Annotated in this window: 20 protein-coding genes and 1 tRNA gene; 13 read left to right on the forward strand and 8 right to left on the reverse strand. The window is 63.3% G+C overall.

The window, feature by feature from the left end; genetic code table 11:
• The first annotated feature begins 157 nt into the window (after nt 1-157).
• The 3 genes from leuB (at nt 158) to BMI90_RS05020 (ending at nt 2,490) form a co-directional block, all read left to right on the forward strand.
• Entirely contained in the window at nt 158-1,261 is a 1,104-nt protein-coding gene (leuB, locus tag BMI90_RS05010) for a 3-isopropylmalate dehydrogenase (protein WP_078526612.1), read from the forward strand.
• A 116-nt stretch (nt 1,262-1,377) separates the two neighbouring features.
• Nucleotides 1,378-2,361, forward strand: coding sequence for a DMT family transporter (locus tag BMI90_RS05015; RefSeq protein ID WP_078526614.1), 984 nt, complete (start codon nt 1,378-1,380; stop codon nt 2,359-2,361).
• A gap of 52 nt (nt 2,362-2,413) precedes the next feature.
• A tRNA-Pro gene (locus BMI90_RS05020) sits at nt 2,414-2,490 on the forward strand.
• Between the two features lie 458 nt (nt 2,491-2,948).
• On the opposite strand, the gene BMI90_RS05025 is transcribed toward BMI90_RS05020, so the two are convergent.
• The 3 genes from BMI90_RS05025 to BMI90_RS05035 form a co-directional block, all read right to left on the reverse strand.
• A complete protein-coding gene (locus tag BMI90_RS05025; protein WP_078526616.1) occupies nt 2,949-3,689 on the reverse strand; it encodes an SDR family oxidoreductase in 741 nt (246 codons plus the stop codon).
• A 28-nt stretch (nt 3,690-3,717) separates the two neighbouring features.
• A complete protein-coding gene (locus BMI90_RS05030) occupies nt 3,718-4,068 on the reverse strand; it encodes a cyclophilin-like fold protein (RefSeq protein ID WP_078526618.1) in 351 nt (116 codons plus the stop codon).
• A gap of 94 nt (nt 4,069-4,162) precedes the next feature.
• Nucleotides 4,163-4,558, reverse strand: coding sequence for a cupin domain-containing protein (locus BMI90_RS05035; protein ID WP_078526620.1), 396 nt, complete (start codon nt 4,556-4,558; stop codon nt 4,163-4,165).
• A gap of 113 nt (nt 4,559-4,671) precedes the next feature.
• On the opposite strand from BMI90_RS05035, the gene BMI90_RS05040 reads away from it, so the two are divergent.
• The 6 genes from BMI90_RS05040 to BMI90_RS05065 all read left to right on the forward strand — a co-directional run bounded on the left by BMI90_RS05040 (nt 4,672) and on the right by BMI90_RS05065 (nt 10,050).
• Entirely contained in the window at nt 4,672-5,559 is an 888-nt protein-coding gene (locus BMI90_RS05040; protein WP_078526622.1) for a LysR family transcriptional regulator, read from the forward strand.
• Nucleotides 5,560-5,814: 255 nt separating this feature from the next.
• A complete protein-coding gene (rfbC, locus tag BMI90_RS05045; RefSeq protein WP_078526624.1) occupies nt 5,815-6,387 on the forward strand; it encodes a dTDP-4-dehydrorhamnose 3,5-epimerase in 573 nt (190 codons plus the stop codon).
• A complete protein-coding gene (gene rfbB / locus BMI90_RS05050; protein ID WP_078526626.1) occupies nt 6,384-7,421 on the forward strand; it encodes a dTDP-glucose 4,6-dehydratase in 1,038 nt (345 codons plus the stop codon). Before rfbC ends, rfbB begins: the two co-directional genes overlap by 4 nt.
• A complete protein-coding gene (rfbD, locus tag BMI90_RS05055) occupies nt 7,418-8,263 on the forward strand; it encodes a dTDP-4-dehydrorhamnose reductase (protein WP_078526628.1) in 846 nt (281 codons plus the stop codon). Before rfbB ends, rfbD begins: the two co-directional genes overlap by 4 nt.
• Nucleotides 8,263-9,129, forward strand: coding sequence for a glucose-1-phosphate thymidylyltransferase RfbA (gene rfbA / locus BMI90_RS05060; RefSeq protein WP_245794974.1), 867 nt, complete (start codon nt 8,263-8,265; stop codon nt 9,127-9,129). The genes rfbD and rfbA overlap by 1 nt, the downstream gene beginning before the upstream one ends.
• 6 nt (nt 9,130-9,135) lie before the next feature.
• Complete coding sequence (locus tag BMI90_RS05065; protein WP_078526632.1) at nt 9,136-10,050, forward strand: glycosyltransferase; 915 nt, start codon at nt 9,136-9,138, stop codon at nt 10,048-10,050.
• Nucleotides 10,051-10,053: 3 nt separating this feature from the next.
• On the opposite strand, the gene BMI90_RS05070 is transcribed toward BMI90_RS05065, so the two are convergent.
• Nucleotides 10,054-10,692 (reverse strand): ChrR family anti-sigma-E factor, encoded by a 639-nt coding sequence (locus tag BMI90_RS05070; protein WP_078526634.1) that lies wholly within the window; start codon nt 10,690-10,692, stop codon nt 10,054-10,056.
• Complete coding sequence (locus BMI90_RS05075; RefSeq protein WP_210401914.1) at nt 10,689-11,276, reverse strand: sigma-70 family RNA polymerase sigma factor; 588 nt, start codon at nt 11,274-11,276, stop codon at nt 10,689-10,691. The genes BMI90_RS05070 and BMI90_RS05075 overlap by 4 nt, the downstream gene beginning before the upstream one ends.
• Before the next feature lie 189 nt (nt 11,277-11,465).
• Between BMI90_RS05075 and BMI90_RS05080 the strand changes: the two genes are divergently transcribed.
• From BMI90_RS05080 to BMI90_RS05095, 4 genes are read left to right on the forward strand one after another with little or no spacing between them, the layout of a single operon-like run.
• Nucleotides 11,466-12,776 carry an FAD-dependent oxidoreductase gene (locus BMI90_RS05080; protein ID WP_078526636.1) on the forward strand — a complete coding sequence of 437 codons (1,311 nt, stop codon included), beginning with the start codon at nt 11,466-11,468 and terminating at the stop codon, nt 12,774-12,776.
• A complete protein-coding gene (locus BMI90_RS05085; RefSeq protein WP_078526638.1) occupies nt 12,773-13,525 on the forward strand; it encodes a DUF1365 domain-containing protein in 753 nt (250 codons plus the stop codon). The genes BMI90_RS05080 and BMI90_RS05085 overlap by 4 nt, the downstream gene beginning before the upstream one ends.
• Nucleotides 13,525-14,688 (forward strand): cyclopropane-fatty-acyl-phospholipid synthase family protein, encoded by a 1,164-nt coding sequence (locus BMI90_RS05090; protein WP_078527241.1) that lies wholly within the window; start codon nt 13,525-13,527, stop codon nt 14,686-14,688. Before BMI90_RS05085 ends, BMI90_RS05090 begins: the two co-directional genes overlap by 1 nt.
• Before the next feature lies 1 nt (nt 14,689).
• A complete protein-coding gene (locus BMI90_RS05095; RefSeq protein WP_078526640.1) occupies nt 14,690-15,256 on the forward strand; it encodes a DUF3833 family protein in 567 nt (188 codons plus the stop codon).
• Here BMI90_RS05095 and mtgA read toward each other — a convergent pair whose 3' ends face one another.
• From mtgA to BMI90_RS05110, 3 genes are all read right to left on the reverse strand, one after another.
• Nucleotides 15,257-16,000, reverse strand: a complete 744-nt coding sequence (gene mtgA / locus BMI90_RS05100) for a monofunctional biosynthetic peptidoglycan transglycosylase (protein WP_078526642.1) — start codon at nt 15,998-16,000, stop codon at nt 15,257-15,259.
• A 31-nt stretch (nt 16,001-16,031) separates the two neighbouring features.
• Complete coding sequence (locus BMI90_RS05105; RefSeq protein ID WP_078526644.1) at nt 16,032-16,958, reverse strand: Hint domain-containing protein; 927 nt, start codon at nt 16,956-16,958, stop codon at nt 16,032-16,034.
• Nucleotides 16,959-17,096: 138 nt separating this feature from the next.
• Nucleotides 17,097-17,672, reverse strand: coding sequence for a DUF1269 domain-containing protein (locus tag BMI90_RS05110; RefSeq protein ID WP_078526646.1), 576 nt, complete (start codon nt 17,670-17,672; stop codon nt 17,097-17,099).
• Between the last annotated feature and the right edge of the window lie 21 nt (nt 17,673-17,693).

A 17,693-nucleotide genomic window follows, 5' to 3' on the forward strand; every position in this document is an offset into this window, starting at 1 on the left:
TGCCACTCGGTCCCGTCGCGATCCGCAAAACCCCGCCGAACCTTCGGCAAGCCATTGCCGATCGTCCAGACACGCTTTCGCGACCTCTGCCGCTTGACCAAGGGGCGGGCAGGGGATAGGCCCTTCGCAACCCTGTTTTTCTTGGGAGATAAGCCTCATGTCCAACCCCTCCATCCTCATCCTGCCCGGCGACGGGATCGGCCCCGAAGTCATGGCCGAGGTGCGCAAGATCATCGACTGGTTCGGCGCCAAGCGCGATCTCGTCTTCGATGTCAGCGAAGACCTCGTGGGCGGTGCCGCCTATGACAAGCACGGCGTGCCGCTGGCCGATGAGACCATGGCCAAGGCGCAGGAAGTGGACGCGGTGTTGCTCGGCGCCGTCGGTGGGCCGAAATACGACGTGCTCGACTTCTCGGTGAAGCCCGAGCGCGGCCTGCTGCGTCTGCGCAAGGAGATGGACCTGTTCGCGAACCTGCGTCCGGCGCAATGCTTCGACGCGCTGGCCGATTTCTCGTCGCTCAAGAAGGATGTCGTGGCCGGTCTCGATATCATGATCGTGCGCGAACTGACCTCGGGCGTCTATTTCGGCGAACCGCGCGGTATCTTCAACGAGGGCAACGAGCGCGTGGGCATCAACACCCAGCGCTACACCGAGTCCGAGATCGAGCGCGTTGCCCGCGCCGCCTTCGAGCTCGCGATGAAGCGCAATAAGAAGCTGTGCTCGATGGAAAAGGCCAACGTCATGGAGTCGGGCATCCTCTGGCGCGAGGTCGTGACCCGCGTCGGTCAGGACTACCCGGAGGTCGAGCTGTCGCACATGTATGCCGACAACGGCGCGATGCAGCTGGTGCGCGCGCCCAAGCAGTTCGACGTGATCGTGACCGACAACCTCTTCGGCGACATCCTCTCGGATTGCGCGGCGATGCTGACCGGGTCGCTCGGGATGCTGCCTTCGGCCTCGCTCGGCGCGCCGATGGAAAACGGTCGCCCGAAAGCGATGTACGAGCCCGTGCACGGCTCGGCCCCCGATATCGCGGGTCAGGGCAAGGCCAACCCGATCGCCTGTATCCTCAGCTTCGCCATGGCGCTGCGCTACAGCTTCGATCAGGGCGATGAGGCGACCCGCCTCGAAACCGCGATTGAGAAGGTGCTGGCAGACGGCGTGCGCACGGCGGACCTGATGGGTCCCGAAGGCGGCGTGCCAGTTTCGACCGCCGAGATGGGCGACAAGATCATCGCGGCGCTCGACGCCTCGCTCTGATCCAGTCAGACAGTCAGTCAAAAGGCGCGGGCAAAAGCTCGCGCCTTTTTCGTCTGACAGCCTTGCAACTCCCGCGCAACCGCTCAAGATGTGAGCGGTAACACCGGGAAGCTCGAATGTCCGAAATCGGCGGAAAATCCAATGCGCGCGGCGCGGGCCTTGGCCTGTTGTCGATGGCGATCTTTGCCACGCATGACGTTATCATCAAACATCTCGGCCAGACCTATTCGCCCGTGCAGATCGTTTTCTTCGCGGCGCTTTTGTCGTTTCCGCTGCTGTCGGTCATCCTGCTCAACGACAAGCGAGAAGGCAGCCTGCGCCCTGTCCATCCCGGTTGGGTCATCGCGCGGGTGATCACCACCGTCGTGACCGGTCTGTGCGCCTTCTACGCGTTTTCGACACTGCCTCTCGCGCAGGTCTACCCGCTTCTCTTCGCGATGCCGCTTCTGGTGACGGTCTTCTCGATCCCGCTTTTGGGCGAGAAGGTGGGCATTCATCGCTGGGCGGCGGTGATCCTCGGGTTGATCGGCGTCGTGATCGTGGTGCGGCCGGGTCAATCCGATCTGGCGCTGGGTCATTTCGCGGCAATGACGGCGGCGGTGACCGGTGCGCTGGCCTCGGTGATCGTGCGTCGGATCGGCTCGGAGGAACGCTCCGTCGTTCTTCTCCTTTCGCCGCTTCTGGGAAATGTGATCGCCATGGGGCTCTCGCTCCCCTTCGTCTGGGTTCCGCTGCAACTCCCCGATCTGGGGCTGATGGCGGTGATCGCGATTTTCGGGCTGACCGCATCGTTTCTGCAAATTCTGGCCTACCGCGCCGGCGAGGCGGCGATCGTCGCGCCGATGCAATATTCGCAGATCCTCTGGGCGATTTTCTACGGCTGGGTGTTCTTCCATGAAAGCGTCGATCTGCCGACGCTGATCGGGGCGGGGGTGGTGATTGCCTCGGGCCTCTACATCGTTTTCCGGGAGGCGACGGCGCATACTTCGGACAACCAGCCCGTGCTGCGCACCCGTGGCCGGAGTGAAACCGTGACCGCCCCGCGCTCGTCGATTCTGGGTCGTGTTCTGGGCCTGCGTGCACGCAATTCAAGAAGCTGAGCGAGACCCCCTTGCAAAAGCCTGCACAAGCCGCTAATTCCCCGCCCACGGTCGGAGCGTAGCGCAGCCTGGTAGCGCACCTGCTTCGGGAGCAGGGGGTCGGAGGTTCGAATCCTCTCGCTCCGACCATTTCCCGAAATTCAAGATCAGGGCATTGCCCCCTTTGGTGTCACAAGTCGCCCCTTGGGTGATCTGGCACCCCGTCTTCGCTGGTTCGCCGATTGAGCGCCTGGACCTGATCGGCGGGCAGTTCGGGCCCGCACTGCCTCATAAAAACATGAATGACCTGCGGGACTATCACAGCAAGTGAGATGTGGCTTGGGCCAGCGAAGCGGGCGGACAGCTTCCCGCGTTGCGAAGGCAAATTCGTCACCAGACTGAGGCTAGCGCACCGGTGGAGTGGTGCCAAAGCCGTGGTTTTCTTGGCGGGTGGCATCACTTCATCGACAGCAACTGAAAATCCGGCGGTCAGAATCGCCTTGGTTCGCTCTCGTCGAACGGTAGTCCCGGTGACGGCGCGGCCCCGCAAGTGGCATCCAGGCCGCATGGGTCAGGGCGGCGGAGCCATCGCCCCGCCGCCCATCGCTTTACCAGGCCTGAACGGTCGGCCCGACGGTCAGTTCGCTGACATTGGTGTCCGCAGGCTGCTCGATCGCAAAGGCCACGACATTGGCGATCCGGTCGGGGGTGATGCCGACCTGTTCATAGAGCGCAGCCATGCCCGCCGCGGTGCCCGGCTCGCTGATCGTGTGAAGAAGCTCGGTGTTGATGGCGGCAGGGAAGATCGTCGCAGTGCGAATGTTGGTGCCTTCCATCGCCGACTCCATGCGCAGGATTTCCATGAAATCGCGCACGAAGAATTTGGTGCCGCCATAGACCGCCGCTGCCGGATAGGCCTTGAGCCCCGCCACTGACGAGGTGGCGATCACATGGCCCGATTTCTGCGCGACGAATTCGGGCAGAACGGCCGCGACACCATTGAGCACGCCCTTGATGTTGATATCGACCATCGCATGCCAGTCGTCGGTCTTGAGCGCCGAGAGCGGCGAGCTGGGCATGATCCCCGCATTGAGGAAAATCACGTCGACGCGGCCATAGGTCTCCTTCGCCAGTTTCACGATGGCGTCGTTGTCGGCCTGTCTGGTGACGTCGAGCACCTGCCAGATGGCCTCGCCGCCTGCCGCGCGGATCTCTTCGGCCAAAGCCTTCAGCCGCTCTTCGCGCCGCGCACCGAGGACGACCTTGGCGCCCTTTTCGGCCAGCAGTTTCGCGGTGGCCTCGCCGATACCGGACGAGGCGCCGGTGATGATGATGACCTTGTCTTTCATGTCGGTTTCCTTTCGTTGAAACAGGCCCTCAGCCATGAGAGATCACGTTGAGGGGATAGGTGCCGCGCAGCTTGAGCGGGGCGATGTCGCCCTCGACCCGGCCCAGCCGGACCAGGCCACGGGAATAGCGATAGGGTGCGTGGAAAAACACGAGGTTGCCCCAGGGCGCATAGGTGCAGACATCCCCAATCGCCTCGTCCGAGAAGGCGGTCGCGCCCTGCTCGGTCAGCTTGCGTGGCAGATAGGCGATCTTTTCGTTCTGCGCGTAATCCTCGATCGTCAACTCGAGCGGGAGCAGCGACAGCAGATCGCGCGCCGCCCGACTGTCGTTCAGCGTGACGTCAAAGGACTGATCGGCAAATCGGCAGGTGAGGCGCATCGGAGGCTCCTTTGGTGTCGCGCGCGCGGGGCGGCTCATCGGCAGCGCACAGGTAGCGCCTACGACAAAGCCACGCCGCGTCATCACGGCGGATTCAGCCGCGGTAATCCGCATCACTGACCTTCTCGAGCCAGGTGACGACCTCACCGTCGACCGCTTCCTGAATGGCGATATGGGTCATTGCCACGTCGGGGGCGGCGCCATGCCAGTGCTTCTCCCCTGCCGGGAACCAGACCACATCGCCGGGGCGGATCTCTTCGATTGGGCCGCCATCGCGTTGCACCCGGCCAAGTCCTGCGGTCACGATCAGCGTCTGGCCCGCCGGGTGGGTGTGCCATGCGGTGCGTGCGCCGGGTTCGAAGGTCACGGCCGCCCCTGCCGCCTGACCGGGCGGTTCGGCCTGAAAGAGCGGGTCGATCCGGACTGTGCCGGAAAACCAGTCATCCGGTCCCTTGACCGAGGGCGTACTGCCTGCGCGGGTGATTTTCATGAGAGCCTCCAGCTTTCGGGTTGCTGTGGTTGTTATATGGCTTGCCGAGACTTATTGATTAGGGTCGGAGCCTCGTTTGAACTTATCGACTACAGCCATGAATTGGAGCCGCGATGGCACAGACCGATTTCAACGATCTGATGTGGTTTCTCGCCGTCACTGAGGAGGGTAGCTTCACCCGCGCGGCGGCCAAGCTTGGCGTGGTGCAATCAACATTGAGCCACCGGATCAAGAAACTCGAGACGAAGATGGGCATGCGTCTTCTGGCGCGCACGACCCGCTCTGTCTCCACGACCGAGGCGGGCGAGCGGTTGCGCCGGACGCTGGCACCACGTGTGAGCGAGATCGAGGAAGAGATCGCGGCATTGATGGAGCTGCGTGACAGGCCTGCGGGTTCGGTGCGGATCACACTGTCGCATCATGCGCTGACGCAGCTGATCTGGCCCAAGCTACGGCCCGTCCTGCGTGACTATCCCGACATCCGGCTCGAGCTGAGCGTCGATGGTGGTTTTCGCGACATTGTCGAGGATGGATTCGATGCCGGGATCCGATTGGGCGAGAGCGTCGAGCATGACATGATCGCCCTGCGCGTCGGGCCGGATTGGCGATTGGTCGCGGTCGCGACCCCCGACTATCTCGCCGCCCGGGGGCGCCCCGCTCATCCGCAGGACCTGCTTGCGCATGACTGCATCAACCGGCGTCTGGTGACGGCGGGCGGCCTTTATGCATGGGAGTTCGAGAAGGACGGCAAGGAGTTGCGGGTGCGCGTCGAGGGGCGCTTGACGCTGAATGACGAAGCAACGATCGTCGCGGCGGCGCTTGATGGTGTCGGCATCGCCTATGTTCCCGAGGATATGGTCGCCGAGCATCTTGAAAGCGGAGCGCTCGAGCTTCTTCTGGATGACTGGTCGCCGCGCTTCGCCGGATATCACATCTACTACCCGAGCCGGCATCAGAACCTTCCCGCCTTCAAGGTCGTCGTGAACGCATTGCGGCATTGAGGGCGGCGGCTCGAACGCCTCGGCCCCCTCGAAACGTGACCCCCGCTGCGAGACAGGCGCGCTTGCCCTGCAACTCACGCAATGCCTCTTTACCTCGAAGTGGCCCTCGAGTTTTCATTGGGTTTGCGAGGGGTGCGAAAACGACAAATCCGGTGTGCCTCCATAACATCCCCCGAATTCGAGCCGCGCCCCAAAGCGTCTGGCTTTTGTGGCCCGGCTTTGGCACAAATCCACAAAGCAATAAAGGCAGGTCGGATGCAGGTTGAGACAACCCCTTTGAGCGGCGTTCTGGTGATCACGCCCCCGCGCTTTGGCGATCATCGTGGGTTCTTCTCGGAGAGCTACTCGGCGAAGCGCTTCGCCGAGGCGGGGATCGCGATCGGTTTCGTTCAGGACAATCACTCGGTCTCGGAAACCTTGGGCACCGTGCGCGGTCTGCATTTCCAGGCGCCACCCCATGCGCAGGCAAAGCTCGTGCGTTGCGGGCGGGGGCGGCTTTGGGATGCCGCGGTCGATATCCGCAAGGGCAGCCCGACTTATGGCCAGTGGTTCGGCACGGAACTCAGCTTCGAGAATGGCAAGCAGCTCCTGATCCCTGCGGGCTTTGCGCATGGGTTCGTCACGCTCGAGCCGGGCACCGAGATCGTCTACAAATGCTCGGATTACTACGCGCCGGAGTGCGAGGGCGCCATCCGTTGGGACGACCCCGATCTGGCGATTGACTGGCCGCTTTCCGCAGGAACAGAGCCTGTCCTGTCGGGCAAGGATGCCGAAGCGCCTGCCTTCGCCGATCTCGACAGCCCCTTTGTCTGGGAGGGTGCGGCATGAAGATCCTCGTCACCGGCGGCGCGGGGTTCATCGGCTCGGCGGTCGTGCGCCTCGCCGTCTCGCGCGGCCATAAGGTCGTCAACCTCGATGCGCTGACCTATGCGGCATGCCTCGAGAACGTCGCGCCCGTGGCCGATAGCCCGCTCTACGCGTTCGAGAAGGCTGACATCCGCGACCCCGAGGCGCTGGCCGAGATCTTCGTGCGTCACAAGCCTGACGCGGTGATGCATCTGGCGGCGGAAAGCCATGTGGATCGCTCGATCGACGGCCCCGGCGCCTTCATCGAGACCAACGTGATGGGCACCTACAACATGCTGCAGGCGGCCCGCAGCTTTTGGGAGGCCGAAGGCCGTCCCGAGGGCTTCCTCTTCCACCACATCTCGACCGACGAGGTCTATGGCACGCTCGGCCCCACGGGCCAGTTCACCGAAGAGACGCCCTACGCGCCGAACAGTCCCTATTCCGCCTCGAAAGCGGGCTCGGACCACCTCGTGCGCGCCTGGCACGAGACCTATGGGCTGCCGGTCGTGCTCACCAATTGCTCGAACAATTACGGGCCTTACCACTTCCCCGAAAAACTGATCCCGGTGGTGATCCTCAACGCGCTCGCGGGCAAGCCGCTGCCGATCTATGGCGACGGCTCGAACGTGCGCGACTGGCTCTATGTCGAGGATCACGCGGATGCTTTGCTTCTGGTGCTGGAGAAGGGCGCTTTGGGGCGCAGCTACAATATCGGCGGCGAGAACGAGCGCTCGAACCTCGAACTCGTGCGCACGATCTGCGCCATTCTCGACCGGTTGCGCCCAGCCAAGCAGCCTTACGCCGAGCAAATCACCTTCGTCACCGACCGCCCCGGCCACGACGCGCGTTACGCGATCGACCCGACCCGCATCCGCGAGGAACTGGGCTGGCGGCCGAGCGTGACGGTCGAGGAAGGGCTGGAGCGCACCGTGCGGTGGTATCTCGAGAACGAAGACTGGTGGCGGCCGCTCTTGGAGCGGCACGGCGTCGGCGAGAGGTTGGGCAAGGCATGATCCTGGTCTTTGGACAGACGGGCCAGGTTGCGCAGGAGATGCAACAGCTCGTGCCTGATGCGACGTTTTTGGGCCGTGATAGGGTCGATTTGAGCGAGCCCGAAGCTGCCGCCACAGCAATCCGCGAGGCAAATCCGAGTGCCGTGATCAACGCGGCCGCCTATACGGCTGTCGATAGAGCCGAAGAGGAAGAGGCACTCGCGAAGGTGGTCAATGGCGACGCTCTCGGCGCAATGGCCGAGGCCTGTCGTGACCTGGGAATTCCGCTCGTTCATATCTCGACCGATTACGTGTTCGACGGTTCGGGCGAACGACCGTTCACGCCGATCGATCCGACCCGGCCCCTTGGTGCCTATGGCAGGACCAAGCTCGCGGGCGAAGAGGCAATTCGCGCGGCGGGTGGCCCCTATGCGATCCTGCGCACCAGCTGGGTCTTCTCCGCCCATGGCGCGAATTTCGTAAAGACGATGCTGCGCCTGTCGGAAAGCCGCGATCATCTGCGGGTGGTGGCCGACCAGATCGGTGGGCCGACGCCTGCCCGCGCTATCGCCGAGGCCTGCCTGACGATCGCGCAAGACTTGCAGCGCGCGCCGGAGAAAAGCGGCGTTTACCATTTCTCAGGGGCTCCGGATGTAAGCTGGGCAGGCTTCGCACGAGAGATCTTCGCGCGGGCCGGGCGTCAGGTAAACGTGGAGGAGATCCCCTCCACCGCCTATCCGACGCCTGCGAAACGGCCGCTCAACTCACGACTCGACTGCAGCGATCTGGCCGTGTTCGGCCTGCAAAGACCCGATTGGAGATCGGGATTGGATGAAGTTTTGACCGAATTGGGGGCGATATGATGCGCAAGGGGATCATTCTGGCGGGCGGCTCGGGCACGCGGCTTTATCCGATCACGATGGGCGTCTCGAAGCAGCTCCTGCCGGTCTATGACAAGCCGATGATCTACTATCCGCTGACGACGCTGATGCTGGCGGGCATTCGCGAGATCGCGGTGATCACCACGCCCCACGATCAGGAGCAGTTCATCCGCACGCTGGGCGATGGCAGTCAATGGGGGCTGACCCTCACCTATATCACCCAACCCTCGCCCGATGGTCTCGCGCAGGCCTATCTGCTGGCCGAGGATTTCCTTGCCGGCAGCCCTTCGGCAATGGTTCTGGGGGACAACATCTTCTTCGGCGCGGGGCTTCAGAACGTCTTGAGGTCCGCCAACGAGCAGACCGAGGGCGGCACTGTCTTCGGCTACCGCGTCCGCGACCCCGAGCGCTATGGCGTGGTCGATTTCGACGAGAGCGGCAAAGCCCGCGCGATCATCGAGAAACCCGAGGTCCCGCCGTCGCAATTCGCGGTGACCGGGCTCTATTTCCTCGACGGGACCGCGCCGGAGCGAGCGAAGACGATCACCCCCTCGGCCCGCGGTGAGCTGGAAATCACGACGCTCCTCGAGACCTATCTGCACGAGGGCAACCTTTCGGTCACCCAGATGGGCCGCGGCTTTGCCTGGCTCGACACCGGCACCCATGGCAGCCTGCTGGACGCGGGAAATTTCGTGCGGACGCTGGAGGAACGTCAGGGTCTGCAAAGCGGATCGCCCGACGAGATCGCTTATGAAAAAGGCTGGATCAGCGACGAGCAACTGGCCGACCGAGCGAAGAAATTCGGCAAGAACAGCTATGGTGAGTATCTGCTGCGTCTGATCGAGTGAGCCGGGATGGCGCGCGTCACGATCTTGATGGCGGTGCATGAGCCGGGGCCGGAACTGGCTGAACAGCTTGCCAGTTTCTCGGCTCAGACACATCGGGATTGGCATTTGATCGTGAGCGACGACAGCAGGACTGCGTCGGCGCGCGCGGCTCTGGACCGCTTTGAAGCGGAGGGGCATTCGGTTATCACGGTGCAGGGGCCGGGGCAGGGCCCAGGTCCGAACTTTCAGTTTCTTTTGCAGCACACCGACGCGAATGGGCGGGATTTCATTGCTTTTTCAGATCAGGACGATGTCTGGTTTCCCGAGAAACTCGAACGCGCGCTTCTGGCGCTGAAGGCTGAAGATTGCCCTGCGCTTTACTGTTCACGCAGCCTCGTGACCGGGGCGTCGCTCGAAGATCCGCAGCCGTCGCCGCCACGTCCGCGCCCGCTCGGGTTTCACAACGCGTTGGTCCAAAACGTCGCCGCGGGCAACACGATCGTGCTCAACCCGGCGGCGGCGCGGCTCGCGCGGGAGGCGGCGGCCGAGGCCGGGCCGATCCTCAAGTTCGATTGGTGGCTGTATCAAGTGCTGTCCGCTTGTGGTGCGGCGTTGATCCATGATGATCGTCCGACGCTTTATTACCGCCAGCACGGCGGCAATGCCGAAGGGGAGAACCTGTCCGCCCAAGCGAGGGTAAGCCGCCTGCGCCGTTTTCTCAAAGGCGAATGGCGCAACTGGACCGATGCGCAACTGAGGGCACTGGCTGCCTCGCGCCACCGTTTCACCCCTGAAAACCGGGTGCTTTTCGATAGATTCGTTCGGATACGCCAAGCGCCCCTGCCGTCCCGTTTCACGCAATTCGCGCGGCTCGGGCTTTATCGCCAAAGCCGGGCGGGAACGGTTGCGATCTGGTTCGGGGCGCTGTTTCGGCTGATATAGAGCCTAAATGCGGAAGATCGGTTGCAGCAGCCGCGGCAGGAAGCTCTTGAATTTCAGTGGCGCGTCGGTTGCTGCAAGGCAGATGCAGACGTCCTCCATCCCGGCAACCGGGGTGTGGTCGAGATCGTCGCTGGCCACTTCCACGTCACCGACGCCGAACCGCCCGGTCTCATCCGAGAACGAACCCTGCAAGACCAGTGTCAGCTCCAGTCCGTTATGGCCATGATCGGGCACGGCCATGCCCGGCGGGATGTAAAGCAACCGGGCCGAGCCCTCGCGATCCTCGCTCAGGATTGCCTGACGAATACCGCCGCCAAGCGCGCGCCAGCGCGGTTCGGCCCCACCCATCGCCTCGACGACGGCACCGGGATAGATGCCCGAGCGCGCGGGTGCGGTGAAAGCCGCCGGCGGATCGCTGTCGAGCCCGTCAAAGACCCGTTTGCGCAGATCGTCGCTTGCAGAGACCGCGTCGAGCGATTCCAGAACGACCCCCCCGGCCAACTCCTCGGCCTCCAGCCGCGCCCGACAGTCGTCGCATTGGCTCACATGCGCCGCCACGACCAGCGAAAACGCATGGCCCAGCGAGCCGGTCGCGTAGGACCGGATCAGCCAATCGGGCAAATGATGCGTAATCTCCGTCATTCCTCTCTCAGATCCTTCAATTCGTGCCGCAGTTTCTCCAGCGCCAACCGGATCCGCGACTTGATCGTTCCCAGTGCAAGGCCCGTTGCCTCGCGAATTTCTGCCTGCGTGAGCTCGCCCACATAGGCGCGCTCGATGATCTCGCGCTGCGCTTCGGGCAGGGTCTCGAGCGCCTGGCGCAGCTGCGCGGCTTCCTGTTCCAACCCCACCAGCGCATCGGCCTCGGGCGACTCGCGCGTTTCGGCCTCGGCAATCATCTCGTCTGGAACGGGGCGCGGGCGTCTGCGGATCACATCGATCTGCCGATTGCGCGCGATCCGGTAAATCCAGGCCGAAGCCCGGGCCCTGCTCTCATCGTAGAGATGGGCCTTGTGCCAGATCGTCAGCATCACATCCTGCACCACGTCTTCCGCCGCCGCGCCGGACATCCCCGAACGCATCAGCATCCCCTTCAGACGCGGCACGAAGTGATCGTAGAGCCGCGCGAAGGCTGCCTTGTCGCGTCGATCCCGCACCGCGACCAGCCATTCGGTCTGCTCGCAGGCCTCGTCGGACGCTTTTGCTGACGTTTTGCGGTTGTCCATTCTCTTCCCGGCAGAGGCGAGCCCCGCCGCCATCGGCGCGGGCAATTTCGTCTCAAGGTTTGTGGTCGCTTCCCTCAGCATGAATCAACTACGCGCACAATGCGCAGGCAGATCACACGGAGGCGAAAAAACTTCTGATCCAAACCCTAACATCCGCCGTTACGTCTTCAAGTCTTTGGGAGAACTGCGATGTCCTTCGATGCCTTGCATCCTCACGCCCAGCGGATCGCCATAATTGGATCTGGGATCTCGGGTCTCGCCGCAGCCTGGCAGCTGGCGCCGCACAACCGCGTGACGGTGTTCGAGGCGGAAGCGCGTCTTGGCGGCCACTCGCGCACGATCGTTGCGGGGCGCAATGGCGATCGGCCGGTCGATACCGGCTTCATCGTGTTCAATTACGCCAATTATCCCCACCTGACGCGGCTTTTCTCGGAGCTGGATGTGCCGGTGGAAAAATCGGATATGGGGTTTGGCGTCACGATCGATCAGGGGCGGATCGAATACGCGCTGCGCGACCTCGGCAGCCTGTTTGCCCAAAAGCGTAACCTGTTGCGGCCGGGATTTGGCCGGATGATCGCCGACATCGCGAAGTTCAACACCAAGGCGGTCGCGCTGGCGCAAAGTGACGATGTGACGATCGATCAGCTGCTTGACGAGCTGCGTATGGGAGAGTGGTTCCGCCGCTATTATCTTCTGCCCATCTGCGGCGCGATCTGGTCGACCCCGGCGGACAAGATCGGGGAATTTCCGGCCCGCAGCCTTCTGCGCTTCTTCGAGAACCACGCGCTCTTGTCGGCCACCGGGCAACATCAGTGGTGGACGGTTTCGGGCGGATCGATCGAATATGTGAAGCGGCTGGAGCGTGCCTTGCGCCTGCGCGGGGTCGAATTCCGTGTAGGCTCGGCGGTGAAAGCTATTCAGCGCAGCCCGAAATCAGTCACTATTTCAGCGGAAAATGCTGCTCCGGAACAGTTCGATCAGGTGATCATCGCCACGCATTCCGATCAGGCGCTCAAGCTTTTGCCGAACCCGACCGGAGAGGAGCGCGCGGCACTTTCGGCGGTCCGCTACCAGCCCAACGATGTCTATCTGCATCGCGACGAACGCCAGATGCCCGTGCGGCGTGCCTGCTGGTCGAGTTGGGTCTATCAGGCGCAGACGCGTGCGAACGAGACCCGCCTTGGCGTGACCTACTGGATGAACCGGTTGCAAAACATCCCCGAGAGCGATCCGCTCTTCGTCACGCTCAATCCCGAGAACCCGATTGCCGATGAAGCGATCTATGATCACGAGGTCTTCTGGCATCCCGTTTTCGACCGCGCGGCCCTGCGGGCTCAGGAACAGATTCAGGCGATCCAGGGCCAGAACCGGACTTGGTATGCGGGCGCGTGGCTGCGGCACGGGTTCCATGAGGACGGCTTTGCCTCGGCGGTACGGGTTGCGCGGGCGCTCAATCGCGGCGCCATCCCCGCATCCGAGCTTGAGGCGGTCCCCGCATGATCGCCCAGTTCTGCCCCGGCGAAACGACCCATGCGCGCCGCGGCTCGATCGGGCACAAGTTTCGCTATCACGTGGATTATGTGTTGCTCGATCCCGAGGCGCACGGTCCTTGGCCGCGCCTTTTCTCACGAAAGGGCGGCAATCTCGCGCGGGTGGATGACCGCGATTATGGCGGGGCGCCGGGGAAGGGCGAGGCGGCGGCCTGGGTGCGCCGCAAGCTGGCCGAACTCGGGGCGCCGGAGCCTGCGCGGCTGTTTCTGCTGACCCAGCCGCGGATCTTCGGCTCTGGCTTCAATCCGGTGAATTTCTGGCTGGCCTATGATGGCGGGAATAAGCTCCGCTGTGTGATCGCGGAGGTGAGCAATACTTTCGGCGACCGGCACTCCTACCTCTGCGCGACACCCCAATTCGACCCTATTACGGCGGAAACCGAGCTTCAGGCGGAGAAAATCTTTCACGTTTCTCCCTTTCAGAAGATCGCGGGCGAATACCGCTTCCGCTTCCATATCGACGCCGAGCGGATCCGCATCCGCATCGACCATCGCAACGGTGAGGAGGGGGTGATCGCCACGCTCACCACCGCACGCCGCCCGCTCAGCTCGAAAGCGCTGCTGATGGCTGCGATACGCCGTCCGCTTACTCCGATCCGCACGCTGGGCCTGATCTATTGGCAGGCTCTGCAACTCAAGCTCAAAGGCGCGCGCTACCTGCCGCGCCCGACACCCCCAAGCGAGGAGATCAGCCGATGATGCCCTTCCTGACGAACCGCATCCGCGCGGAATTTCTCGATATGTGCGAGCGGATTTCGCACGGGTCCCTGACCCTGCGCCTTCCCGACGGCACGCGGCGCCATTTCGGACGTGGCCAGCCGCAGGCCGAGATGGAGATCCGCGACTGGCAGGCGGTGGTGATGATGGCCTCGCGCGGCGATGTCGGCCTGGGTGAGGCCTATATTGCGGGTCTCTGGGAGACGCCCTCGATCGAAGCGCTTCTGAGCCTTGCGCTCAAGAACCTCGAACTGGTCGACAGCTACGCCTATGCGGGTTTCTGGTCGAACCTGAAATTCCGGATCATCGACCGGTTGATGCGGGCGAATTCTCTGCGTGGCGCCTCGCGCAATATCCGTGCGCATTACGATGTCGGCAACGAGTTCTACCAGATCTGGCTTGATGAGGGGATGAGCTATTCCTCTGCGCTTTTCGCCCCGGGCGATCGCGATCTTCACCGGGCGCAGAACCGCAAGCTCGACCGGATTCTCGATAGTCTGGGGGATGGCGAGCGAGTGCTGGAGATCGGCTGCGGCTGGGGCCATTTTGCCGAGCGCGCGGCCGAGCAGGGGCGCCACGTCACCGGCATCACCATCTCGCCCAGCCAGAAAGGTTACGCCGATGCGCGGCTCGACGGGCGGGCGGAAATCCGGCTTCAGGATTACCGCAAAACCCCCGGCACTTTCGATCACATCGTGTCGATCGAAATGATCGAGGCGGTGGGCGAGCGCTATTGGCCAACCTACTTCGCCACGCTCAAGGAGCGCCTGAGCGAGGGTGGATCTGCGATGATTCAGGCCATAACAGTTTCTGATTCCTACTTCCCGACCTATCGCAAGACGTCGGACTTCATCCGCCAATATACGTTCCCCGGTGGGATGCTTCTGTCGGACGGCGTGATCCGCGATCAGGCGGCGAAGGCGGGGCTTGCGGTCAAGGAAAGCTTCGCCTTCGGTCAGGATTACGCAGAGACCTGCCGACAATGGGCAACCCGGTTGAAAGAGCGCAGCGCGCGCGCCGCCCAGCTTGGCTTCGGGCCGGAGTTTCTGCGCAACTGGCAGTATTACCTCGAGGCCTGCGCGGCCGCCTTCGCGGTCGGTCATACGAACGTGGTGCAGGTCCAGCTGGCACATGTGAGGCCTTGAGATGTTGACCAAGATCCTTCTGGCTTTGGCGATCCTCATTCTGGCGGCGATCCTGATCCGTCACCTCTTCTTCGCCTTCCCCGCCCAGACCAGCGCGGACTATGCGTCCGACACCCCGAAATTCGACATTCGCCGCGCTTTCGAGGGGCCCGTTGAGGCGCATGGGATGATCTACGGCCCGACCGGCCGCATCACGTCGCGGTTCCGGGCGATCATGCGGGGCAGCTTCACCAATGAAGGCGGCGTGATCGAGGAAGAATTCGACTATGCCTCGGGCCGCCGCCAAACCCGCGCCTGGAACATCCAGTTCGGGCCCGATGGCGAGATCAGCTCCACCGCCGCCGATATCGAGGGCACCGCAGAGATGGAGCAGATGGGCAACGCCCTGCGGATGCGCTACCGGCTGCGCCTGCCGGAAGATGCGGGCGGGCATGTGCTCGACGTGACCGACTGGATCTACCTGATGCCGGACGGGACGATGCTGAACCGCTCGCAGATGCGCAAATTCGGGGTCAAGGTAGCAGAGCTTTTCGCGGTCATGCGCCCGATGGTCGAACCGGCCGAGTGATCACTCGAAACAGCTTGCGCGACCGTCATTCTTGATCGTCGCGGCCCCATCCATGATCGACTGCGCCCGCCGCGCGAGGAATTTCGTAGGCTTCGCGGCGGAGCGATCCTTCGGATCGGGGAGCACGGCGGCGATCAGGGCGGACTGATACGGGCTGAGCTTGTCGGGCGAGGTGCGGAAATAGCGGAAGGCGGCCGCATCGACCCCGAAGGCGCCCTCGTCGAACTCGGCGACGTTCAGATAAATCTCGAGGATGCGGCGCTTGCCCCAGATCGCCTCGACGAAGGGGGTAAGAACCGCTTCCATCGCCTTGCGCGGCCAGCTGCGTCCTTGCCAGAGAAAGACGTTCTTGACCGTTTGCTGGGTGATCGTCGAAGCCCCGCGATTGCCGCCCTCGTCGAGGGCCTCGCGGATCGCGCGCATGTCGAAGCCCCAGTGATTGCAGAAATTCGCATCCTCCGCGGCCACGACAGACCGCGCGAGCACCGGGGAGATCTCCTCGAGGGCGACCCATTGCTGATCCACGGCACCAAGACGCTGGCGTTCGCTCCACATTGTCCAGGTGGTCGGCGGGTTCACGAATTTGAAAGTCACGATCAGCGCCAGAAGCACCGCGACGAAAACGAGTGCGCCCCGACCAAGCCATTTCAACGCCACCCGAAACGGGGCGCCTGCCGCTTGGCTGAGGCCGGAACGGGCCTTGCGCTTGCCCGAGGTTCTGCTCGTTTTCTTCTTCGTCGCCATGCGCCCATAAGTCATGGGGAGGCGGGACCGGTCAAGCCGCCAGAAGTGCGATTTCCGGTCCGCGCGCGACCTGTCGCGCAGTTACCATGGTCTCGATCGGCCGGGTGCTGCGGCGGGCCCAGGCGGCGCGGATTTCGGCACTGATCCGGCGGTCTTCTTCGAGGATCATGTTGCCGGGAAAGAGGCTCTCGCTGGGCGCCCCTTCGGCGATGAGAATGTGATGCGCATCGAGGAGAATATGAACATAGTGCAGATGCGCCATCTCGGTCAGGCGCACAGATTGTCCGTCAACCAGATGCTTTGCAGCGACCAGAACCTCGTCGGAGCCGCAGGCAAGCTCGGCGCGCCAGCCGCTTACCAGCATCCGGTGCTGCTGCGACACCAGAAGCGGGCGCGAATTGCCCAGCGAACCGGTTTCGAACCGGACCGGCGCGTAGCTTCCATAACCGCGCACCTGTCGCCCGCCCGTCCAGAGGATGGGCTGCGGTCCCGCGTCGCGTGTCATCACCAGATCGCCGATGCGCAGCCATTCGACGGGTTTCTCCCCCTCGGGCGTGGCGATCATCGTGCCGGCGGTAAAGCACTCCGGGCCGAGATCACCCACCGCCATTTGCGTGCTCTGGGTAACATAGGTCGAGCTGATGAAGGTGGAATTGTGCAGGATCGAGCCATCGATCGGGGTAAAGACCGCCCGGCCGTCTTCAAGATAGAAGGTGGTGCCGGTGATCGAGTATTCGACGCCATTGGGTTTGGCGAGCGTGATCGTATCGCCTTCCCAGACCGCCGTGACCCGAACGCCATCGACCATGTCATAGCGGCCACCGCCGCCGGTCGTGGGGGTGACCCAGCCGTCATTGTTTCGATCGTTGATCGAGAGCGTCGTAGGCGACACAGCCGTACCCAGAGGAGGCGGATTCCCCGGATCAAGCGTGTAGAACTGATCGTAATAGATTGCCATTTGCGCTGCTCGATGGCGATTTTCGCCGTTTGATTGTTTCTAATCTAACGACAGAATGTGGCGCAAATGGGGCGCGTGTCCGCGCGCTACCTAATGTTTACGTAGGTTTGCATTAGGTTTTGCAGGGGTTCTGGGCTCTCAGAGCGCCGAGGGACCGACCATCCGGGCCAGCGACCCGGTCGCCCCTTCCGCGATCTCTTCGCCGGTAAAGGCCGTTGTGCCGCCCGTCTTGAGAGCGGTTTCGAGGCGTTGGTGAAAGTCTTCGGGCACGGGGATCTTGAGGACGCGACCCGTCGCGTGGCCCAGCGTCTGCATGCGCTCCAGCATATCGGCCGCCGTGCCTTTGCGCAGCAGCACGAACACCGCAGACCCGCCCAGCGGCAGGCTTTGACCGGCATCGCGCAGGAATTCGTCATTGATCCCGAGATCGGTCGCGTGACCGGCGACTGCGCCCGCTCCCGCCCCGATCGCGGCGCCCACCACCGGCGACATGAAGACGAGCCCGATCAGCCCGCCCCACACCGCGCCGCCAATTGCGCCCAGGGCGGTTGTATTCGTGTCCTGATGCAGGCGGACCTCGCCGTTTTCCTCGCGCGTCACGACGACGATATCCTCGGCATCGAAGAAGCCCTCCTTGCGCAGCGTCTCCAGTTCCTCGCGCATCGCGAAACCGGCGGCTTCCGTTTCATGGGCCATGACGAGCAGTTCGGACATCGTTACCTCCAGACAAAACAA

Source organism: Thioclava sp. L04-15 (assembly GCF_002020275.1).
Lineage (GTDB): Bacteria > Pseudomonadota > Alphaproteobacteria > Rhodobacterales > Rhodobacteraceae > Thioclava > Thioclava marina.

Coding starts and splice junctions, on each gene's coding strand:
- leuB (WP_078526612.1), top strand. CDS start 158: ATGTCCAACCCCTCCATCCTCATCCTGCCCGGCGACGGGATCGGCCCC.
- BMI90_RS05015 (WP_078526614.1), top strand. CDS start 1,378: ATGTCCGAAATCGGCGGAAAATCCAATGCGCGCGGCGCGGGCCTTGGC.
- BMI90_RS05025 (WP_078526616.1), bottom strand. CDS start 3,689: ATGAAAGACAAGGTCATCATCATCACCGGCGCCTCGTCCGGTATCGGC.
- BMI90_RS05030 (WP_078526618.1), bottom strand. CDS start 4,068: ATGCGCCTCACCTGCCGATTTGCCGATCAGTCCTTTGACGTCACGCTG.
- BMI90_RS05035 (WP_078526620.1), bottom strand. CDS start 4,558: ATGAAAATCACCCGCGCAGGCAGTACGCCCTCGGTCAAGGGACCGGAT.
- BMI90_RS05040 (WP_078526622.1), top strand. CDS start 4,672: ATGGCACAGACCGATTTCAACGATCTGATGTGGTTTCTCGCCGTCACT.
- rfbC (WP_078526624.1), top strand. CDS start 5,815: ATGCAGGTTGAGACAACCCCTTTGAGCGGCGTTCTGGTGATCACGCCC.
- rfbB (WP_078526626.1), top strand. CDS start 6,384: ATGAAGATCCTCGTCACCGGCGGCGCGGGGTTCATCGGCTCGGCGGTC.
- rfbD (WP_078526628.1), top strand. CDS start 7,418: ATGATCCTGGTCTTTGGACAGACGGGCCAGGTTGCGCAGGAGATGCAA.
- rfbA (WP_245794974.1), top strand. CDS start 8,263: ATGCGCAAGGGGATCATTCTGGCGGGCGGCTCGGGCACGCGGCTTTAT.
- BMI90_RS05065 (WP_078526632.1), top strand. CDS start 9,136: ATGGCGCGCGTCACGATCTTGATGGCGGTGCATGAGCCGGGGCCGGAA.
- BMI90_RS05070 (WP_078526634.1), bottom strand. CDS start 10,692: ATGACGGAGATTACGCATCATTTGCCCGATTGGCTGATCCGGTCCTAC.
- BMI90_RS05075 (WP_210401914.1), bottom strand. CDS start 11,276: ATGGACAACCGCAAAACGTCAGCAAAAGCGTCCGACGAGGCCTGCGAG.
- BMI90_RS05080 (WP_078526636.1), top strand. CDS start 11,466: ATGTCCTTCGATGCCTTGCATCCTCACGCCCAGCGGATCGCCATAATT.
- BMI90_RS05085 (WP_078526638.1), top strand. CDS start 12,773: ATGATCGCCCAGTTCTGCCCCGGCGAAACGACCCATGCGCGCCGCGGC.
- BMI90_RS05090 (WP_078527241.1), top strand. CDS start 13,525: ATGCCCTTCCTGACGAACCGCATCCGCGCGGAATTTCTCGATATGTGC.
- BMI90_RS05095 (WP_078526640.1), top strand. CDS start 14,690: ATGTTGACCAAGATCCTTCTGGCTTTGGCGATCCTCATTCTGGCGGCG.
- mtgA (WP_078526642.1), bottom strand. CDS start 16,000: ATGGCGACGAAGAAGAAAACGAGCAGAACCTCGGGCAAGCGCAAGGCC.
- BMI90_RS05105 (WP_078526644.1), bottom strand. CDS start 16,958: ATGGCAATCTATTACGATCAGTTCTACACGCTTGATCCGGGGAATCCG.
- BMI90_RS05110 (WP_078526646.1), bottom strand. CDS start 17,672: ATGTCCGAACTGCTCGTCATGGCCCATGAAACGGAAGCCGCCGGTTTC.